Source organism: Aureitalea marina (genome assembly GCF_002943755.1).
Classification (GTDB): Bacteria; Bacteroidota; Bacteroidia; order Flavobacteriales; family Flavobacteriaceae; genus Aureitalea; species Aureitalea marina.
This window is the reverse complement of record NZ_MQUB01000001.1, coordinates 2,961,148-2,978,229: the sequence shown is the minus strand read 5'-3', so window position 1 is coordinate 2,978,229 and position 17,082 is coordinate 2,961,148. Positions and strand designations below refer to the sequence as shown.

20 protein-coding genes are annotated in these 17,082 nt (G+C 45.7%); 8 read left to right on the top strand and 12 right to left on the bottom strand.

The annotated features are described in order from the left end of the window. Positions 1–13: 13 nt before the first annotated feature. The 5 genes from BST85_RS13760 to trmB all read right to left on the bottom strand — a co-directional run bounded on the left by BST85_RS13760 (position 14) and on the right by trmB (position 3,187). Positions 14–250 carry a NifU family protein gene (locus BST85_RS13760; protein WP_104813794.1) on the bottom strand — a complete coding sequence of 79 codons (237 nt, stop codon included), beginning with the start codon at positions 248–250 and terminating at the stop codon, positions 14–16. A 1-nt stretch (position 251) separates the two neighbouring features. Next, the gene (locus BST85_RS13755) at positions 252–1,388 is read right to left on the bottom strand and encodes an Mrp/NBP35 family ATP-binding protein (RefSeq protein WP_104813793.1); all 1,137 of its coding nucleotides are present in this window, start codon (positions 1,386–1,388) and stop codon (positions 252–254) included. A gap of 121 nt (positions 1,389–1,509) precedes the next feature. Continuing rightward, positions 1,510–1,845, bottom strand: a complete 336-nt coding sequence (locus BST85_RS13750) for an MGMT family protein (RefSeq protein ID WP_104813792.1) — start codon at positions 1,843–1,845, stop codon at positions 1,510–1,512. Between the two features lies 1 nt (position 1,846). Then, the gene (locus BST85_RS13745) at positions 1,847–2,473 is read right to left on the bottom strand and encodes a lysine transporter LysE (protein WP_104813791.1); all 627 of its coding nucleotides are present in this window, start codon (positions 2,471–2,473) and stop codon (positions 1,847–1,849) included. Positions 2,474–2,506: 33 nt separating this feature from the next. After that, the gene (gene trmB / locus BST85_RS13740) at positions 2,507–3,187 is read right to left on the bottom strand and encodes a tRNA (guanosine(46)-N7)-methyltransferase TrmB (protein ID WP_104813790.1); all 681 of its coding nucleotides are present in this window, start codon (positions 3,185–3,187) and stop codon (positions 2,507–2,509) included. 85 nt (positions 3,188–3,272) lie between these two features. Here trmB and BST85_RS13735 point away from each other — a divergent pair, with 85 nt between their 5' ends. After that, positions 3,273–4,349, top strand: coding sequence for a glycosyltransferase (locus tag BST85_RS13735; protein WP_104813789.1), 1,077 nt, complete (start codon positions 3,273–3,275; stop codon positions 4,347–4,349). Here BST85_RS13735 and BST85_RS13730 read toward each other — a convergent pair. Further along, positions 4,314–5,366, bottom strand: a complete 1,053-nt coding sequence (locus BST85_RS13730) for a sensor histidine kinase (RefSeq protein WP_104813788.1) — start codon at positions 5,364–5,366, stop codon at positions 4,314–4,316. The genes BST85_RS13735 and BST85_RS13730 overlap by 36 nt on opposite strands. Continuing rightward, entirely contained in the window at positions 5,366–6,049 is a 684-nt protein-coding gene (locus BST85_RS13725) for a response regulator transcription factor (protein ID WP_104813787.1), read from the bottom strand. The genes BST85_RS13730 and BST85_RS13725 overlap by 1 nt, the downstream gene beginning before the upstream one ends. A gap of 197 nt (positions 6,050–6,246) precedes the next feature. Here BST85_RS13725 and BST85_RS13720 point away from each other — a divergent pair, with 197 nt between their 5' ends. The 3 genes from BST85_RS13720 to BST85_RS13710 are packed head-to-tail and all read left to right on the top strand — an operon-like array spanning position 6,247 to position 8,780. Further along, a complete protein-coding gene (locus tag BST85_RS13720) occupies positions 6,247–7,221 on the top strand; it encodes a LuxE/PaaK family acyltransferase (RefSeq protein WP_104813786.1) in 975 nt (324 codons plus the stop codon). After that, a complete protein-coding gene (locus BST85_RS13715; protein WP_104813785.1) occupies positions 7,221–8,258 on the top strand; it encodes a hypothetical protein in 1,038 nt (345 codons plus the stop codon). The genes BST85_RS13720 and BST85_RS13715 overlap by 1 nt, the downstream gene beginning before the upstream one ends. 6 nt (positions 8,259–8,264) lie before the next feature. Continuing rightward, positions 8,265–8,780, top strand: a complete 516-nt coding sequence (locus BST85_RS13710) for a DUF350 domain-containing protein (protein ID WP_104813784.1) — start codon at positions 8,265–8,267, stop codon at positions 8,778–8,780. A 175-nt stretch (positions 8,781–8,955) separates the two neighbouring features. On the opposite strand, the gene tyrS is transcribed toward BST85_RS13710, so the two are convergent. Continuing rightward, on the bottom strand, positions 8,956–10,251 hold the full coding sequence (gene tyrS / locus BST85_RS13705; RefSeq protein WP_104813783.1) for a tyrosine--tRNA ligase: 1,296 nt from the start codon (positions 10,249–10,251) through the stop codon (positions 8,956–8,958). A gap of 86 nt (positions 10,252–10,337) precedes the next feature. On the opposite strand from tyrS, the gene BST85_RS13700 reads away from it, so the two are divergent. Both BST85_RS13700 and BST85_RS13695 read left to right on the top strand, forming a co-directional pair. Then, positions 10,338–10,922 carry an NAD-dependent epimerase/dehydratase family protein gene (locus tag BST85_RS13700; protein WP_104813782.1) on the top strand — a complete coding sequence of 195 codons (585 nt, stop codon included), beginning with the start codon at positions 10,338–10,340 and terminating at the stop codon, positions 10,920–10,922. A gap of 44 nt (positions 10,923–10,966) precedes the next feature. Then, on the top strand, positions 10,967–11,344 hold the full coding sequence (locus BST85_RS13695; RefSeq protein ID WP_104813781.1) for a Rossmann-fold NAD(P)-binding domain-containing protein: 378 nt from the start codon (positions 10,967–10,969) through the stop codon (positions 11,342–11,344). Here BST85_RS13695 and BST85_RS13690 read toward each other — a convergent pair. From BST85_RS13690 to BST85_RS13680, 3 genes are read right to left on the bottom strand one after another with little or no spacing between them, the layout of a single operon-like run. Then, positions 11,326–11,796, bottom strand: a complete 471-nt coding sequence (locus tag BST85_RS13690) for a DUF4296 domain-containing protein (protein WP_104813780.1) — start codon at positions 11,794–11,796, stop codon at positions 11,326–11,328. The two genes, BST85_RS13695 and BST85_RS13690, sit on opposite strands and share 19 nt — an antisense overlap. Continuing rightward, positions 11,793–13,127 carry a dihydroorotase gene (locus BST85_RS13685; protein WP_104813779.1) on the bottom strand — a complete coding sequence of 445 codons (1,335 nt, stop codon included), beginning with the start codon at positions 13,125–13,127 and terminating at the stop codon, positions 11,793–11,795. Before BST85_RS13685 ends, BST85_RS13690 begins: the two co-directional genes overlap by 4 nt. After that, the gene (locus BST85_RS13680; RefSeq protein WP_104813778.1) at positions 13,128–13,859 is read right to left on the bottom strand and encodes a polyprenol monophosphomannose synthase; all 732 of its coding nucleotides are present in this window, start codon (positions 13,857–13,859) and stop codon (positions 13,128–13,130) included. Between the two features lie 115 nt (positions 13,860–13,974). Here BST85_RS13680 and BST85_RS13675 point away from each other — a divergent pair, with 115 nt between their 5' ends. Together BST85_RS13675 and BST85_RS13670 are read left to right on the top strand one after the other, a co-directional pair. Further along, a complete protein-coding gene (locus BST85_RS13675) occupies positions 13,975–14,628 on the top strand; it encodes a DUF4271 domain-containing protein (protein WP_181040032.1) in 654 nt (217 codons plus the stop codon). A gap of 20 nt (positions 14,629–14,648) precedes the next feature. Further along, positions 14,649–15,398 carry a uroporphyrinogen-III synthase gene (locus BST85_RS13670; protein WP_104813776.1) on the top strand — a complete coding sequence of 250 codons (750 nt, stop codon included), beginning with the start codon at positions 14,649–14,651 and terminating at the stop codon, positions 15,396–15,398. Positions 15,399–15,467: 69 nt separating this feature from the next. Here the strand turns inward: BST85_RS13670 and pckA are convergent, their stop codons facing one another. After that, positions 15,468–17,066 (bottom strand): phosphoenolpyruvate carboxykinase (ATP), encoded by a 1,599-nt coding sequence (gene pckA / locus BST85_RS13665; RefSeq protein WP_104813775.1) that lies wholly within the window; start codon positions 17,064–17,066, stop codon positions 15,468–15,470. Positions 17,067–17,082: the final 16 nt, after the last annotated feature.

Here is a 17,082-nt window from a genome sequence, read left to right as displayed (position 1 = left end):
GATCTTTATCACCCTAAATATTGATCACCGATTCGATCTGGGGTGCGTGTTTCTTGATGGTCATTTCCACCCCACTTTTCAAGGTCATTTGGTTTACAGAACAGCCAACACAAGCACCTTCCAGTCTGACCTGCACTGTTTTCCCGTCCTCAATGGAGATCAGTGAAATATCACCCCCATCGCTTCTCAAAAAAGGTCGAATCTCTTCCAGAGCATCCTCGACCTTAGTACGTAGTTCTTGATCTTCCATATTATTTTTTTACCGCCGAACAACCAGCCATTGTTGTGATCTTGATGGCCTCGGTTGGTGGCAATGATTCATTTCTTCTAACGGTTTGCTCCACAGCATTCCGTGTCACCTCCTCGAAAGCTTCGCTTAATGGAGTTCCGGTCTGCATGGCAGCCGGCCTACCGACATCTCCTGCCTCTCTAATGCTCTGAACAAGCGGAATCTCTCCAAGGAAAGGAATATCCAGATCTTCGGATAGATTCCTGGCTCCTGATTGCCCAAAGATATAGTATTTGTTGTCCGGCAGTTCTTCTGGCGTAAAATAGGCCATGTTCTCTACTATCCCCAATACCGGCACCTGAATATTCTCCTGCTGGAACATAGCAACCCCTTTGCGGGCGTCTGCAAGGGCAACAGTTTGAGGGGTACTGACAACAACAGCTCCTGTGATGGGAAGGGATTGCATAATACTCAAATGGATGTCACCGGTTCCCGGAGGAAGGTCGATCAGCATAAAATCCAGCTCTCCCCAGTCCGCATCAAATATCAACTGATTCAATGCTTTCGCTGCCATAGGACCACGCCAGATCACGGCCTGGTTGGGTTTGGTAAAAAAGCCAATGGAAAGCACCTTTACCCCGTAGTTCTCTATGGGCTTCATCTTACTTTTACCGTCCACATTAACGGACAGTGGCCGTTCATTAAAGACATCGAACATCAGTGGAATGGATGGACCATAGATATCCGCATCCAGTATTCCCACCTTGAACCCCATATTGGAGAGCGTTACCGCCAGGTTCGCCGTGATGGTAGATTTACCAACTCCACCTTTCCCAGAGGCAACGGCTATTATATTCTTGATCCCCGGGATGGGCTTTCCCTTGATCAGATTTGGATTTTGTGGTTTGGCCGGTGCTTCGACCTTGATGTTAACAGTAACCTCAGCATCAGGACTCACCTGTTCTTTGATCACTTTGATCACATCGGCCTCAGCACGTTTTTTGATGTGCATGGCCGGTGTACTCATCTTCAGATCTACGATAACCTCGTTGGCAAAGCTAACAACGTTCTGAACTGCCCCACTAGCAACCATATTCTGGCCCTCACCAGCGAGTGTTATAGATTCCAAGGCTCTTAGGACATCCTGTTTTTTGATCATCTTTTACTCAGCAATTATTTAGACTAGTTCTAAAATGCAAAGATAGGGGTAAAACTCGATAAACTATAGCTGGGAAATCGAAATGACCAATGCAGCTATCAGGCTCGAAAATAGCCTGAAATCAAGGATTGAGCTCTAAATTTGGATCCCAATACACCTCCTTGAAATCGCGTACTTGGTTATCCTCGACCACTACTCCTTCGCTCTCCAATAACTGCTGCATCAGATTGGTCCCTTGAAAATGATGCTTCCCGCTTAGCAATCCAACCCGATTGACCACCCGATGAGCCGGCACATCCGACTGTCCATGTGATGCATTCATGGCCCAACCTACCATGCGAGCGCTGCCTGCACTTCCCAAGTAACGGGCGATAGCCCCATAGGAGGTTACACGTCCCGCCGGAACCAAGCGGACAACCTCATAGACTCGTTGGAAGAAACTATCCGATTGGTTCATTTTAGAAGCTTCTGATGATCTTCACCAATGTAACCACAGTAATGGTGGCCGTTATAAGACCTATGATATAGTTCATATTGATCCGCAGATTATGTGCTTCTTCTCGGGTTCTGAAGAATCGGGAATAAAGAGACAGCATGGTAAATGTCCCCGCTCCTGAAGCTATTGAAGCTATGGCTATCCCCGACTGATCGAAACTGAACCAGCCGAAATTGTTCAAGGTAATGGAAATATAGACCCAATACGGAAGAGGCAACAAATTGAGGGCCGCCAGGAACATGCCGTAAAAAAAGCGGTTCACACCAGACCTGTTTACAGTCTTTGGACGTTGTTGCCGCGTATCTTTTGCGAAGAAAAAGAAGTAAATGGTCAGTGTGAAAAAGATACCAAGGGCAACTTTCTGCAGCAGGTCAATTACCTCAGGATGTCTATCCAGGTAACGGGCAAAAAGCAGAGCTATGCAGGTCTGAATGCAAACAGTCAGGGCGACACCCGAGGAGAAGAGCAAAGCACTCTTTCGTCCACTCTCCATGCTGATCTTAGCAGCAGACATGTTCAATAATCCAGGTGGAATTACCCCTATCATCGATCCAAAGAATGCGATAAAGGCGTTGTAGAGTAAGCTCATCTAAATTGGTTGGTCCGGGTTGAAGATACCAATTTATTTGGAACGAAGACGGAAACGCAAGTAGGTGATCTTCTTGCCTTGTTCCAGATATTGGGACTCGTAAAACGTTTGAATTCCTGTCACTTCTTCTGGGCTCATATCGTTTCCATAGACATCGTGATGGGCATAAAGGATCTCTTCTCCCAGTCCGTGCAACAGCCCTATGGTGTATCCATGCATGAACTCACTGTCCGTCTTTAGATGAACCAGCCCGCTTGGACGGAGAATCTGCCTGTATTTATCCAGGAATTCGGTATTGGTCATACGATGCTTGGTCCGTTTGTATTTGATCTGTGGATCGGGGAAGGTGATCCAGATCTCATCTACCTCCTGCCCGGCAAAACAGAGATCGATCAATTCGATCTGGGTACGTAGAAAGGCCACATTGGAAAGCTCTTCGCTTAAAGCGGTCTTGGCGCCTCTCCAAAATCGAGCCCCTTTTATGTCTACACCTATGAAATTTTTCTCGGGATATTTCCTGGCGAGATTGACCGAATATTCCCCTTTACCGCAACCCAATTCGACCACGATTGGATTTTCGTTACCAAAGAAGTCGGACCCCCATTTTCCCTTGTAAGAGAATTGACCGGACATTACCTCATCCCGCTTGGGCTGAATGACATTGGCAAAAGTTTCGTTTTCCGCAAATCGCTTGAGTTTGTTCTTGCTACCCACTGCTTGGCTTTCCTTAATTTTTTGGTAAAATTACGGAAATATCTGCGCCTGTCTTTAATCCGTAAATTTGCCATTATCCCCTAAAATGAAATCTGAGAACGACCCAAAAAAAAAGACCATTCTTGTAGCTCCCTTACACTGGGGACTTGGTCACGCAACCCGTTGTATACCTATTATAAAGAGTCTGATAGAGAATGATTACGAGGTCTTGATCGGTTCGGACGGCGCAGCCCTGATGTTGCTAAAAAAAGAGTTCCCTGAATTGGGTTTTATCGATCTCCCAGCTTATGATGTAAAGTATTCACAGAAGGGGATTTTCTTTAAATGGAAAATGATGTTAGGCATGCCCAAAATTCAGAAAGCCATTCGCCGAGAAAATCGCATTGTTTCAAACCTGGTGGCCGAAAGTAAAATAAATGGAATAATTAGCGACAATCGAATGGGAGTTTACCATAAAAATATTCCCTCCGTTTATATAACTCATCAATTGAATGTACTCAGTGGTTCTACCTCGGCAATTAGCAGTAAAATGCATCAGCGGATTATCCGGAAATTTGACCAATGCTGGATCCCTGACCTGGAAGGCTCCATAAACCTCAGCGGAAAACTGGGACATCTAAACGACCACTCCCTCAATCTGAAATACATTGGTCCGATCAGCAGAATGGCCAAACGCAACCTTCCGTCCAGATACGACAAATTGATCTTGCTTTCTGGACCGGAACCGCAACGGACCCTGTTGGAAGTTAAAATGTTGGAAGTGTTTCAAAATACTGAGGAAGAGATTCTTTTGGTTAGAGGTGTTGTAAGCGATAGATCTCAGAATCTTAAAAAAGGAAATATAACCATTGTTGATTTTATGCAAAGTCAGGAACTGGAGGAGGCCATTAATCAAAGTGAATTGGTCATTTCACGGCCTGGTTACACTACAATTATGGACCTGGCATCTTTAGAAAAACCAGCCTTTTTCATACCTACCCCCGGGCAGTACGAACAAAAATACCTGGCAAAACAACTCCGAGATCAGGGGATTGTTCCAAGTTGTAAGCAGGAAAAATTCAGTTTGAAAAAATTGAGGAAGGTCCCAGCCTACAGAGGGCTTAAGACAATGAAGCCCGGAACCGAGTTAGGGGAGTTGTTTGGACTTTTCCAGGGTGAATGAGAATTCGGACCCTACACCAAATTCACTCTCAACGTAGATCTTTTCATCGTGGGCTTCTACGATGTGCTTAACAATAGATAATCCGAGGCCGCTGCCACCCTCTTTTCGGGAACCACTGGGATCTACCCGGTAAAAACGCTCAAAAAGACGAGGGATCTTATCCGACTCTATCCCCTCGCCATTGTCAGTTACACGTATGATCACCTTGTCCAGGACCAGATCCTCTATACTGACCTCGGTGGTCCCGCCCTCTTTGCCATACTTGATCGAATTCTCCACCAGGTTGGTCAGAACCTGCTGAATTCGCTCTCGATCACCATATACAAAGATGCTGTCCGTATAGGTGCGATCAAAGGTCAGGGTAATGTCCTTCTTGTTGGCTTTGATATCCAGCAGGTCGAATACGTTCTGCACCAATTCGATGATATTGAAATCCTCGTAATTCAGGTTTAGATCACCTACCTCCAATTTGGTGATCATGTCCAGGTCTTTCACTATATAGATCAACCGCTCTACACCCTTATTCGCTCGTTGCAGATATCGCTTACGCACCGCCTTGTCCTTCATGGCCCCATCCAGAAGAGTAAGGATGTATCCCTGGACGGTAAATAAAGGTGTTTTCAATTCGTGAGAAATATTCCCGATAAAGTCCTTGCGATAATTTTCTCGGATCATCAGGGATTCGATCTCCCTTTTCTTATCTACTGCAAATCGTTCCACTTCTTTGGTCAGGGTTTCCATATCCGTGGTCACATTATCCGGATTGAAGGAGGTCGCGTCTAGTAGTTGTATATCCTCATAGATCTGTTTTACTCTCGCATAAATAAATCTTTCCACCCTGAACTGAATGATAAAAAAAGAAGCACAGTAACAGATCAATGCGAAGAGCGCCAAATAGCTGTAATGGGCCCCGATGAAGAAATAAAAAAAGACACCCATTACGAGTGTCATGATAAGGGTAATTACGGCCGAAGTATAAGCGGCAAACCGGTAGGACCGGCTAAAGTTGGCGATCATTATACCACGAATTTATAACCAACCCCTTTGACGGTTTTGAATTTTTCGTCCCCGATCTTCTCCCGAAGTTTACGGATATGCACGTCGATGGTCCGACCACCGACTACTACCTCATTTCCCCAAACGCGGTCCAAGATATCTTCTCGTTTAAATACCTTTCCCGGTTTGGAGGCCAACAAGGCCAATAGTTCGAATTCCTTTCTGGGAAGTATGAGCTCTTCCTTCCCCTTCATGATCTTATACTCTTCCCGATTGATCACCAGGTTACCTATCTTGATGTTGGCATCCTGGGACTCAGGCTCCTTAAAGCGACGCAACAAAGCTTTGACCTTACTTTTAAGCACCTTGGGCTTTACTGGTTTAGTGATGTAATCGTCAGCTCCTGCTTCGAATCCTGCAACCTGGGAATAATCCTCCCCCCTTGCCGTCAGAAAAGTGATCACTGTTTCCGATAATTCAGGGACTTCCCTCATCTTTTCACAGGCCTCTATACCATCCATTTGGGGCATCATTACATCCATGATGACCAGATGGGGCTTATGCTTTTTAGCCTTGGCAATAGCTTCTACCCCATTTTCCGCGGTGATGATCTCATAACCTTCGGTAGTGAGGTTGTACCCCACGATCTCCAGGATATCTGGTTCGTCATCAACCAATAGAATTTTGGTATCTTTCTTCTTCATGATAGGATAAAGATATTAAAAGTTAAAGATAGTACTAAACCTAGCCGGACTGCTGGGCTGTAGCCCAATATTAACGATTCAATAACCTGAGGTTCAAACTGACTTAACAAGAAAAGAATGCTCTTTCCGAGGGAATAGATGTACAAAACCCGACCTCGCCCCATTTTTGAGTATTTTTAGTGCGAAACCTATGCCGCATGTGGATCGACAAGATCTTTAATCACCATTCTGACCATGAATTTTCCCAGCTGGCTCTGGAGATCTTCCGTTATCAATTTGAGCAGGTAGCAGCCTATAACCAATTCTGTCAATTGGTCGGAAAAACGCCGGGAAGTGTTGAGCACTTGGATGAAATCCCTTTTATTCCCATTGAGTTATTCAAGGATTTTGCCATCACAGATGAACCCTCTTCTACCCAAATGGTATTTAGTAGCAGCGGGACAACTGGAAGTATCACCAGCAAACATTTTGTAAGGGATCTTGAGATCTATCAGCTGAGTGCAGACCTGGCATTTCGTAACCTGGTGGGAGAGCCGGAAAAAATAGCTATTCTCGCGCTTTTGCCGGCCTATTTGGAGCGAAATGGCTCCTCGCTTATCTATATGGTAGACCGATTGATGCGTCAAAGTAATCATCCTGAGAGTGGTTTTTACCTGGATGACCTAAGCGGTTTGGCCAATAAACTACGAGAACTTGATGCTTCGGGTCAACCCACGCTTTTAATCGGGGTTAGTTTTGCCCTTTTGGACTTGTTGGACGATGGACCTTTTAAGCTCAAAAACACCGTGGTGATGGAGACCGGAGGGATGAAAGGACGCCGAAAAGAGATGGTCAGGGCCGAGCTTCATCATGAACTGAGTTCAGGGTTTGGTGTAGATAAAATTTGGAGTGAATACGGTATGACGGAATTACTATCTCAGGCCTATTCCAAGGGCGACGGAATCTTCTGCTGCCCGCCCTGGATGAAGGTCATGACCCGGGATCCCGAAGATCCGTTTAGTTGGGTACAAGGACCAACGGGAGGGATCAATGTGATAGACCTGGCCAATGTGCATTCCTGCTCCTTCATCGCCACCCAGGACCTGGGACGAGTTAAGGAGGACGGGGCCTTCGAAGTACTTGGACGTTTTGACCAAAGCGATATCCGGGGATGTAATCTCATGGTGATCTGATGGGAAGGAAAAAACAAGCCAGACCAGCAGGATGCATGTACTTGATACTGGCAGGCATGTTATCTGTCATTTTACTGGTCTATGTTCGAGGATTTCTGGGATTCCCCATGTTACTGGCTATTCCATTAGCTATAGGGGTCTCGGTATATTTTTCCAATGAGCTCCTGGGCAGACCGGATAAACGAGTCTTTAGACAAGGATTGATCATACTGACTGTATTCATTGGATTGATCAGCCTAGGGATCAGGGTGATCAATAGCGAACTTCGAACCAACCGATACCAATCCGACAACTTTGAAGGCCTGGAAGGTGTGAACAGAAGCACTCTGGAAGAGAATGGAGGGACTGTGCCTGTCTTTGCAAGTAACCGGGTTTGGCGGGACAATTACGGCAGCTCTTATCAGGCCCGACTCATGGTACGAGAGTACGACTATCAGATGCTCAAAGATTATCTGAACTCCTATACACCTGGCCAGAAGACCAATTTCTGGGGAAGGCTGTATCATTATATGGAACAACAGGATGGTCCAAAATTGGACTTGCTTATGCAGGCCTTTAGGGAGATCGGACAAAGCAGGAATTTGTCTGCCATGGATTTTGCCGAGATGGTGGTTAGTTGTATCCAGGACATCCCTTATTCCCTGGTCTTTCAGGATGAATGCCTGCCGGCCTATATGTACGAGCGGTCAATCCGGGAAATATTGGAAGATTGCCCCGAGTGTTGCCTGGGAGAACAACCCTTTGGTATACAAAACCCCGTTTCTTTTATGAGCAACCTGAAGGGAGACTGTGATACCCGGACGGTCATGATCTATTCCATTCTCAAGGGGTTCGATTATGATGTCGCCATTTTAAACAGCGATTTTTATCGTCATTCCATCATTGGCTTGAACATCCCGGCAAGCGGAAAACAGATAACCTTTAACGGTAAACGATACTATGTTTGGGAGACCACTGCCCGTTATTTCAAGATCGGTCAGCTCCCCTATTCCGTAGACGATATGAATTATTGGAATGTAGTACTAACCAGCAAATAGCATATTATGAACGAGAAACTATTCACCCTGGCCCTGATCGAGATCTTTATATCCATCGTCCTGACCGTTTTGGTCATCTACATCTCATATCGATTGCTAAAATGGTTCTTCTTTCGCAACGAAGACCTGGAAGGAGACAATCACGCATTTACGATATTTACTTCTGGGGTGGTGCTTTCCATTGGATTGATCTTGAGTGAGATCCTGCCTTCGATAACCAATATCATTCGGATTTCCACCACCCAGGATGTCAATTATACCAATGCTTCCATCGTAAAATATTCCTTGCTTTATTTGGGAATTGGTTTTCTGATGGCCGTCCTGATCAACGCGGCAGTATTCTTTCTCTTCTCCATGCTCACCAAGGGACACAATGAGTTTAAGGCCATCAAGAATAACCAGACCACTACCGCTATCTTGGTTGTGGCCATCATGATCAGTATTACTATCATGATAAAAGGAAGTATAGCCTTACTGATCAGCTCATTGATCCCCTATCCGGAGGTGACTAACTTTTTTTAGCGGAAGTTGTAAGGAAGTGGCCACAGCACAGACTGAGTAAGTGCAAAAGTAATTACGGGATCGCGTTGTTTGTTTGGGTCCCGGCTGTGAAAAAGATAAATCTTTATTGGTTGGTTAGTTGAAAGTAACCTCTAGCTGCAACTTGTGTAGCCGGGGGTTACTTCTTTTTTGGGTGTTATTGGAAGATCAGGATGAAATAATTGCGTTTCCCACGCTGCAACAAGACAAACTGATCACTGATCAGGTCGTCCGTGTTAAGCGATCTGCTATCATTTACCTTTTCCTTGTTCACCGAAATGGAATTCTCTTTCAAGGCACGTCTGGCCTCCCCATTGGATTTGAGAAACCCACTTTGCTCTACCAAAGCCCCGATAATATCCAAACCATCATTGAGCAAGCCTCTATCCAGCTTTGCTTGAGGAACCCCATCAAAGACCTCCAGGAAGGTTTCCTTATCCAACTTCAATAAGTCTTCTGAGGTTGATCTTCCAAACAGGATCTGCGATGCCTGAACAGCCTTTTCGTATTGCTGTTCTCCATGCACCGTAGTGGTGACTTCCTGGGCAAGTCGTTTTTGTAGTACTCGCAGATGAGGAGCCTCTGTATGTTCTGCCACTAGCGCGTCGACCTCTTCCTTGTTTAAGAATGTAAAGATCTTGATGTACTTCTGTGCGTCCTCGTCTGAGGTATTTAGCCAGTATTGGTAGAATTTATAAGGCGAGGTCCTTTTTGGGTCCAACCAGACATTCCCTCCTTCACTTTTACCAAACTTACTGCCATCGCTCTTGGTGATGAGCGGACAGGTTAAGGCAAATCCTTTACCCCCTGCGATTCTGCGGATCATTTCTGTCCCGGTGGTGATATTCCCCCACTGATCACTTCCCCCCATCTGTAGGGTGCAATCGTGCTCACGGTAAAGATGAAGAAAGTCATACCCCTGTACCAGCTGATAGGTAAATTCGGTAAAGGACATCCCGTCTACTCCTTCTCCCTGTATCCGGTTCTTAACCGAATCTTTGGCCATCATATAGTTTACGGTGATATGTTTACCTACATCCCGGATAAAGTCCAGGAAGCTGATGTCCTTCATCCAATCATAGTTGTTCACCATGATGGCTTCATTGGCGGCACCAGAATCGAAATCGAGGAAATGGGCCAGTTGAGCCCGCACGCATTCCTGATTGTGACGCAAAGTGGTCTCGTCCAGTAGATTTCGTTCTGCTGATTTTCCGGACGGATCCCCAATCATCCCTGTGGCACCACCTACTAAGGCAACAGGTTTGTGGCCACAGCGCTGAAAAAAGGCCAGCAGCATAATGGGAACAAGGTTTCCGATATGCAGGGAATCTGCGGTGGGATCAAAGCCGATATAGGCCAATCGCATGGATTCCAGCAGGTGTTCTTCAGTCTCGGGCATGGTATCGTGGATCATTCCACGCCAACGCAATTCTTCTACAAAATTCGGATTCATCCGTAGCGATTTTAGCACTAAACGGCAAAGATAGACCTTGGTTGTAAAAGATAAAAGACTAAGTCAAAAAAGAGTACATTCGCACTATGATACTGGTCACGGGAGCTACAGGACTGGTTGGCAGTCACCTGATCTATTCCCTGCTACAACAGCAGGAAACCATCCGAGCTACCCACAGGAAATCCAGTGATCGAAGTTCCCTGCTCACCGTTTTTTCTTATTTCACGGACAATCCACAATTACTCTATGATAAAATTGAGTGGATTGAAGCCGATCTCACCGATATCTCGGCCCTGGAGAAAGCCTTTAATGGGATAGAAACTGTTTACCATTGCGCTGCCTATGTGAACTTCAACCCCCGAAACTTTCAAAAACTGAAGAAATCCAATGTAGAGGCAACAGCCAACATGGTCAATTTAGCCTTGGACCATGGGGTGAAACGATTTTGTTATGTCAGCTCGATCGCCACGATTGGCACATCTATCGGAGAACAAATAGCGACAGAAGAGACACCCTGGAGTTGGGAAGAGGAAAACAACGTCTATGCGATCACTAAACACAATGCGGAAATGGAGGTCTGGAGAGCCAGCCAGGAGGGATTATCTGTCGTCATTGTGAACCCAGGGGTAATTCTGGGGCCGGTTATTGGGACAAAGGCAGTGGAAGCATAGTTAGTGGCATAGCCAAGGGCTTACCCTTTTACACTGATGGGGGTGTGGGATTTGTCGATGTATTGGACGTAGTGGATGTCATGATACTTCTGACAAAATCCTCAAAAGAAGCTGAACGATATATCTTGGTTGGTCATAATTTGACCTACAAACAACTGATCGAGAATTTCGCCTCTAAATTGGGAGCTAAAGTTCCAAAGCGTAGAGCCGGAAAGGGATTGCTCAACTTTTTCAGATCCTTGGACTATCTAAGTGCATTGATCCTGGGCAGAAAACAAACACTTTTTAAAGACAGCGTACGATCTCTTTGTCGAAGGGCGTATTACTCTTCAGAAAAGATCAAAGACGATATGGGCTTTAAGTTTCGACCTTTGTCGGAAACCGTCCAGAGGCTTGCTTCTGATTACTCCAAGGAATCCTGATCTACTTTGGTAGAGGCTGGTTCCACAAGTTGTCGTCCTCCTCTTTGCTGGTTGATGCGCTGAGCCCTCACCACAGAATCCATATTGGTGCTTCCACCAGACCGGTCTTTGGCCAGGCTGTCATAGCGGGATTTCATAGCCACTAGTCGTTGCTCGATCTCTTCGAACATACTGTTATAATTATCCAGGTCTGAGGTGTAATAGGCATTGGAACGGGTGAACTGCAGACTGTCGATATCGTACTTGACATATAAAAGAGAATCCAGCACAATACCATTGTTGCGCAGCACACGCACATTGACGCTTCTTGCCGCATTATTGATATACAGATCGGTCAGGATATTAATCATCTTATCCCTTGGTATCAGATTTTCGGGCATCTTGGGCCGTTCGATATGCTGACAACCCAAGCCGATCAGAAAAATAAGCACTATCCAGATATTCTTATTCATCGGTTAAATGTCAGCCTTTCTCCATGGGTTCTGTTTGGGAATTCTCCCCTCTGATAAGCCAATTCTCCGTTGATCAGGGTATGGGTCACCGCTGCCTGAAAAGTCTCTCCTTCAAATGGAGACCAACCACATTTGTACAGCACGTTGTCCTTACTTACCTCCCAGGGAGCGTTTAGGTCGAATAGGACCAGGTCTGCCTTGTAGCCTTCTTTGATGAAGCCCCGGTCTGCAATTTCAAACATAATGGCCGGGTTGTGACAAGCCTTTCTTACAATACGCTCCAGGCTGATCTTCCCCTGGTGATGGCATTCCAACAAGGCCACCAATGCATGCTGCACCAGAGGACCACCAGATGGCGCCTTGGTATAGACATTGTCCTTTTCTTCCAAGGTATGCGGGGCATGATCCGTAGCAATCACATCAATGCGGTCGTCCAACAGGGCTTCCCACAATACCTTGCGATCTGAAGCCTTTTTAACCGCTGGATTCCATTTGATATGCGTGCCCTTGGCCTTGTAATCCTCTTCGCTGAACCAGAGGTGATGAATACAAACTTCGGCCGTGATCTTCTTTTCTTCCAAAGGGATATCACTGTCAAACAGATCCATTTCTTTGGCGCTAGACAAATGGAAAACATGAAGTCGTGCGCCAGTCTTCTTGGCAAGTTCGATCGCTTTGGAAGACGATTTATAACAGGCTTCGGCACTCCGGATCTCTGGATGCAGTTGAACCGGTATATCCTCCCCGTACTGTTCTATCGCCTGACGGGTATTCTCCAGAATAGTCGCCTCATCTTCACAGTGAACCGATATTCTCAGGTCCGTCTTACGGAATATCTCTTCCAGTACTTCAGGATCGTCCACCAGCATATTACCTGTGGATGAGCCCAAGAATATCTTTAACCCGGCCACCTTTTGCTTGTCTACCTTGAGAATCTCCTGTAGGTTGTCGTTGGTGGTCCCCATCATAAAGGAGTAATTGGCCCAGGAAGTTTCTGCAGCACGCTCAAATTTCTTCTCCAGTTCTTCCACCGTGGTTGCCTGAGGTTTCGTATTGGGCATCTCTATAAAACTGGTGATCCCGCCTGCTACTGCCGCTCTGGACTCTGTTTCGATATTGGCCTTGTGTGTTAAACCGGGTTCCCTAAAGTGCACCTGGTCATCAATCATACCCGGTATTAGATACAATCCGTGTGCGTCGATCACCTGTCCGGCATCACTGTCAATTGACAACCCTTCACCGATCTTTTGGATGCGATCGCCGTCGATGAGCACATCGGCCTGGAAGATCTTCTCTTCGTTAATAATGTTGGCTCCTTTTATCAGTATCATTTAGATCTCGTATCGTTTAAAAACACTCTTTATTTTCATGCTGATCACTCCAAAAATAGCTTCGGATATGATTCCCTTGCTCATCTTAGACTCTCCTCTGGTGCGGTCTGTAAAGATAACAGGCACCTCTACGATCCGAAATTTCCGCAAATAGGTTTTGAACTTCATTTCGATCTGGAAGGCATAGCCTACAAACTGAATCTTATCCAATTGAATGGTCTCTAGTACAACTCGTCTGTAGCAGACAAAACCTGCCGTGGTGTCGTAAATGTTCATACCGGTTACCAGCCTGACGTATTTTGAGGCCAACCAGGAAAGCAACACCCTACTCATAGGCCAATTGACCACATTGACCCCGGTCTTGTACCTCGACCCTATTGATAGGTCATTCCCATCTCGGTGACAGGCATTGTACAAACGGATCAGATCGTTTGGATTGTGGGAGAAATCAGCATCCATCTCGAATATATATTCGTAATCCCTTTTCAGGGCCCACTTAAAACCGGATATATAAGCTGTACCCAGACCCTGCTTTCCTTCCCTTTCCAGGATAAAGAGCCTGTCGGGCCACTTTTCCATCAGTCCTTTGACTACCGTAGCCGTTCCGTCCGGGGAACCATCGTCTACCACCAAGACGTCAAATTGACGCTGTAGGGAAAAAATGTTGCGGAGTAAACGTTCGATATTTTCCACCTCGTTAAAGGTGGGGACCACCACCAGGGCGTTGGACATAGGCTAGGTTTTGGGCAAAGTTACCCAAAATTCGTTTGAAAAATGTGAAGAAAAATTCAATAGATTCGGGCTAAAAGGCTCTTTTTAGGGCTAATTTTACATTCGAAACCAAGCTGTGGAACACCTACTGAGAAATACCATATCCAACGACTGGCTTACCTTGGCCCTGCTGGTTACCTTGTTGCTGGTCAGTTGGGCGGCTTATCTCTATCCCCGGCGGTTCCGGCAGTTACTCCTCTTACCTATCACGGATAGGTACTTTCACCTGGGTGGTCGGGAAATTCAGCTGGCCCATCCTTTCAACCTGATGTTATTCGGAGTGCAAGCGATATCCGTCTCTCTTTTTATCTATTATACCTTGATCATTGATCCCAATCGGGAATTTCAAAGGCCTGATATCCTGTTTTGGCAGATCTGCGGGGGTTATTTGATCTTTGTGATCGTCAAATTCTTACTGGAAACAGCCGTAGGTCGTGTTTTCAATATCCGGACAGTGATCGATCAGTATCTCTACCGAAAACTGAGCTACCGCAATGTGATGTCCATCGTGCTCTTCGTGTTGGTTGTACTTTTTAGCTACACATTCCAACCTGATTCCTTCCTCATGCTGATCATCGTCGGGCTCGTTATTGTCCTGAACCTCATCATGCTTATTTATACATACTGGAGTATTTCTGGCGTAATTTTCAAGAACTCCTTCTATTTTATTTTGTATCTTTGCACACTCGAAATTTCGCCCTATGTCATCGCGTACTATCAACTGGCTTAGGGGGCAAACAACCGTAGCTTATGAAAGTGAAAACTATTTTGGTTTCTCAACCCGAGCCCAAGGTTGAAAATTCACCTTATTTCAATCTCATTGAAAAACAAAAGGTTAAAATAGATTTTCGACCCTTTATCCATGTGGAAGGTGTTACCGGTAAGGATGTTCGTTCTCAGAAGGTCGATCTTACCCAATACACGGCCATCGTTCTGACCAGCCGTAATTCGGTGGATCATTTCTTTAGGATTGCCGAGGAATTGAGATTCAAGGTGCCGGATACCATGAAATACTTTTGCCAGAGTGAAGCTGTGGCTTACTACCTTCAGAAATACGTGGTTTACAGAAAACGTAAGATCTATGTTGGCAAGCGAACTTTCCAGGAGCTTCTGCCGCTGATCAAGAAATACAAGAACGAAAGCTTCCTTTTACCATCTTCGGACAAATTGAAACCAACGGTTCCTGTACTACTAAATGATCTTGGAGTAAATTGGAAGCAAGCTACATTCTACAAGACTGTAGTGAGTGATCTGAGCGATCTTCGCAATGTGTATTACGATATACTGGTTTTCTTTAGCCCAAGTGGCATCCAGTCCTTATTCGAAAACTTCCCTGACTTCGAACAAAACAATACCCGCATTGCGGTATTTGGTAACACCACGGTCAAAGCAGCGGGTGAAAAAGGATTAAGGGTGGATATTCAGGCTCCTACGCCAGAGACACCATCCATGACCATGGCTCTGGAAAAATACATCCAGAAGGTCAATGGGAAGAAATAAACACAATAATCTCTGCATAAAAAAAGGGTTGGAATGTTCCAACCCTTTTCTTTTTTTAATGAAATAAATCTAGCTCCTGGGAGCACCACCCATGATCTCCTCATTGGCGTAAGACTCAAACTGCGCAAAGTTCTCTTTGAACGACTTAGCTAGCTCTTGCGCCTTCAAATCATAAGCTTGCCCATCTGCCCAGGTATCTCGAGGGTTTAGCACCTCATCCGGTACATCCGGGCAACTTTGTGGGATGGCTAGTCCGAATATCGGATGAACCCGGTAAGCTACATCATTTAATTGATCTTCCATGGCGGCAGAGATCATTGCACGCGTGTACTTCAGCTTCATTCGACGTCCCTCTCCGTAAGCTCCACCGGTCCAGCCGGTATTGACCAACCAGACATTGACTCCCGCATCTTGCATCTTCTTACTCAGCATCTCAGCATACTCGGTTGGATGGAGTGGCATAAATGGAGCACCAAAACAGGCCGAGAAACTCGGTTGAGGTTCATTGACTCCTTCTTCGGTACCAGCAACCTTGGCAGTGTAGCCACTGATGAAATGATATGCGGCCTGCCCGGGAGTAAGTTTGGAAATGGGAGGTAACACGCCAAAAGCATCCGCTGTTAGGAAGAAGATGTTCTTGGGGTTGAATCCGATAGACGGCACCTGGATATTATCAATATTGTACAGGGGATAACTAACCCGTGTATTCTGAGTAATGGAGGAATCTGTAAAATCGACCACTCCTTGCTCGTCCATGATCACATTTTCCAGAATGGCTCCAAACCGGATAGCCCGATAGATCTCGGGTTCTTTTTCTTCGGTGAGGTCGATAGCCTTGGCGTAGCAACCACCTTCGAAGTTAAAGACCGTATTTTCCGAGGTCCATCCATGCTCATCGTCCCCGATCAATTTCCGATCTGGATCTGCCGACAAGGTGGTCTTACCTGTGCCGGAAAGACCAAAGAAAATAGCAGAGTCACCTTTTTGACCAACATTGGCCGAACAGTGCATAGGCAGGGTATTCTTGAATACAGGTAGTTCGAAGTTCAAGGCCGAGAAAATCCCTTTCTTGATCTCTCCCGTATATCCTGTACCTCCAACGATTGCCATTTTCCTGGTAAAATTGAGTATGGCAAAATTTCCCTGACGGGTTCCATCTACTTCAGGATCTGCTAAAAAACCCGGAGCATTGATCACTACCCAATCCGGTTCAAATCCTTCTAGTTCACTTTCCTCCGGACGAATGAACATATTGTACACAAATAAATTGGACCAAGGGTATTCGTTCACTACTCGGATATTGGTTCGGTAGTTCACATCCGCACAGGCAAATGAATCCCGGACATAAACCTCTTTACCTCCCAAGTAGGCCGTAATCTTCTCGTACAGTTTGTCGAACTTATCGGGATCGAATGGAATGTTGATATCCCCCCACCAAACGCGGTCGGAAGTGATATCGTCTTTAACTATAAAGCGATCCATAGGAGATCGGCCTGTAAACTTCCCTGTATTAATTGCCAGGGCTCCACTACTGGCCTCAACTCCAAGACCTTTTCTAATGGTTTCATCGTGTAATTGACGTGCTGTCCATTGATAATTGACCTGCGCATCGTGGATTCCGTAAGACGCTAACGAAATCGATTTCGTAGTTGTGTTATGATCGACCATTTAAATTAAATTGATA

Bases quoted from the DNA above. Each gene is read 5' to 3' on its own strand.
- BST85_RS13760 (WP_104813794.1), bottom strand. From the start codon at position 250: ATGGAAGATCAAGAACTACGTACTAAGGTCGAGGATGCTCTGGAAGAG.
- BST85_RS13755 (WP_104813793.1), bottom strand. From the start codon at position 1,388: ATGATCAAAAAACAGGATGTCCTAAGAGCCTTGGAATCTATAACACTC.
- BST85_RS13750 (WP_104813792.1), bottom strand. From the start codon at position 1,845: ATGAACCAATCGGATAGTTTCTTCCAACGAGTCTATGAGGTTGTCCGC.
- BST85_RS13745 (WP_104813791.1), bottom strand. From the start codon at position 2,473: ATGAGCTTACTCTACAACGCCTTTATCGCATTCTTTGGATCGATGATA.
- BST85_RS13735 (WP_104813789.1), top strand. From the start codon at position 3,273: ATGAAATCTGAGAACGACCCAAAAAAAAAGACCATTCTTGTAGCTCCC.
- BST85_RS13730 (WP_104813788.1), bottom strand. From the start codon at position 5,366: ATGATCGCCAACTTTAGCCGGTCCTACCGGTTTGCCGCTTATACTTCG.
- BST85_RS13725 (WP_104813787.1), bottom strand. From the start codon at position 6,049: ATGAAGAAGAAAGATACCAAAATTCTATTGGTTGATGACGAACCAGAT.
- BST85_RS13720 (WP_104813786.1), top strand. From the start codon at position 6,247: ATGTGGATCGACAAGATCTTTAATCACCATTCTGACCATGAATTTTCC.
- BST85_RS13715 (WP_104813785.1), top strand. From the start codon at position 7,221: ATGGGAAGGAAAAAACAAGCCAGACCAGCAGGATGCATGTACTTGATA.
- BST85_RS13710 (WP_104813784.1), top strand. From the start codon at position 8,265: ATGAACGAGAAACTATTCACCCTGGCCCTGATCGAGATCTTTATATCC.
- tyrS (WP_104813783.1), bottom strand. From the start codon at position 10,251: ATGAATCCGAATTTTGTAGAAGAATTGCGTTGGCGTGGAATGATCCAC.
- BST85_RS13700 (WP_104813782.1), top strand. From the start codon at position 10,338: ATGATACTGGTCACGGGAGCTACAGGACTGGTTGGCAGTCACCTGATC.
- BST85_RS13690 (WP_104813780.1), bottom strand. From the start codon at position 11,796: ATGAATAAGAATATCTGGATAGTGCTTATTTTTCTGATCGGCTTGGGT.
- BST85_RS13685 (WP_104813779.1), bottom strand. From the start codon at position 13,127: ATGATACTGATAAAAGGAGCCAACATTATTAACGAAGAGAAGATCTTC.
- BST85_RS13680 (WP_104813778.1), bottom strand. From the start codon at position 13,859: ATGTCCAACGCCCTGGTGGTGGTCCCCACCTTTAACGAGGTGGAAAAT.
- BST85_RS13670 (WP_104813776.1), top strand. From the start codon at position 14,649: ATGAAAGTGAAAACTATTTTGGTTTCTCAACCCGAGCCCAAGGTTGAA.
- pckA (WP_104813775.1), bottom strand. From the start codon at position 17,066: ATGGTCGATCATAACACAACTACGAAATCGATTTCGTTAGCGTCTTAC.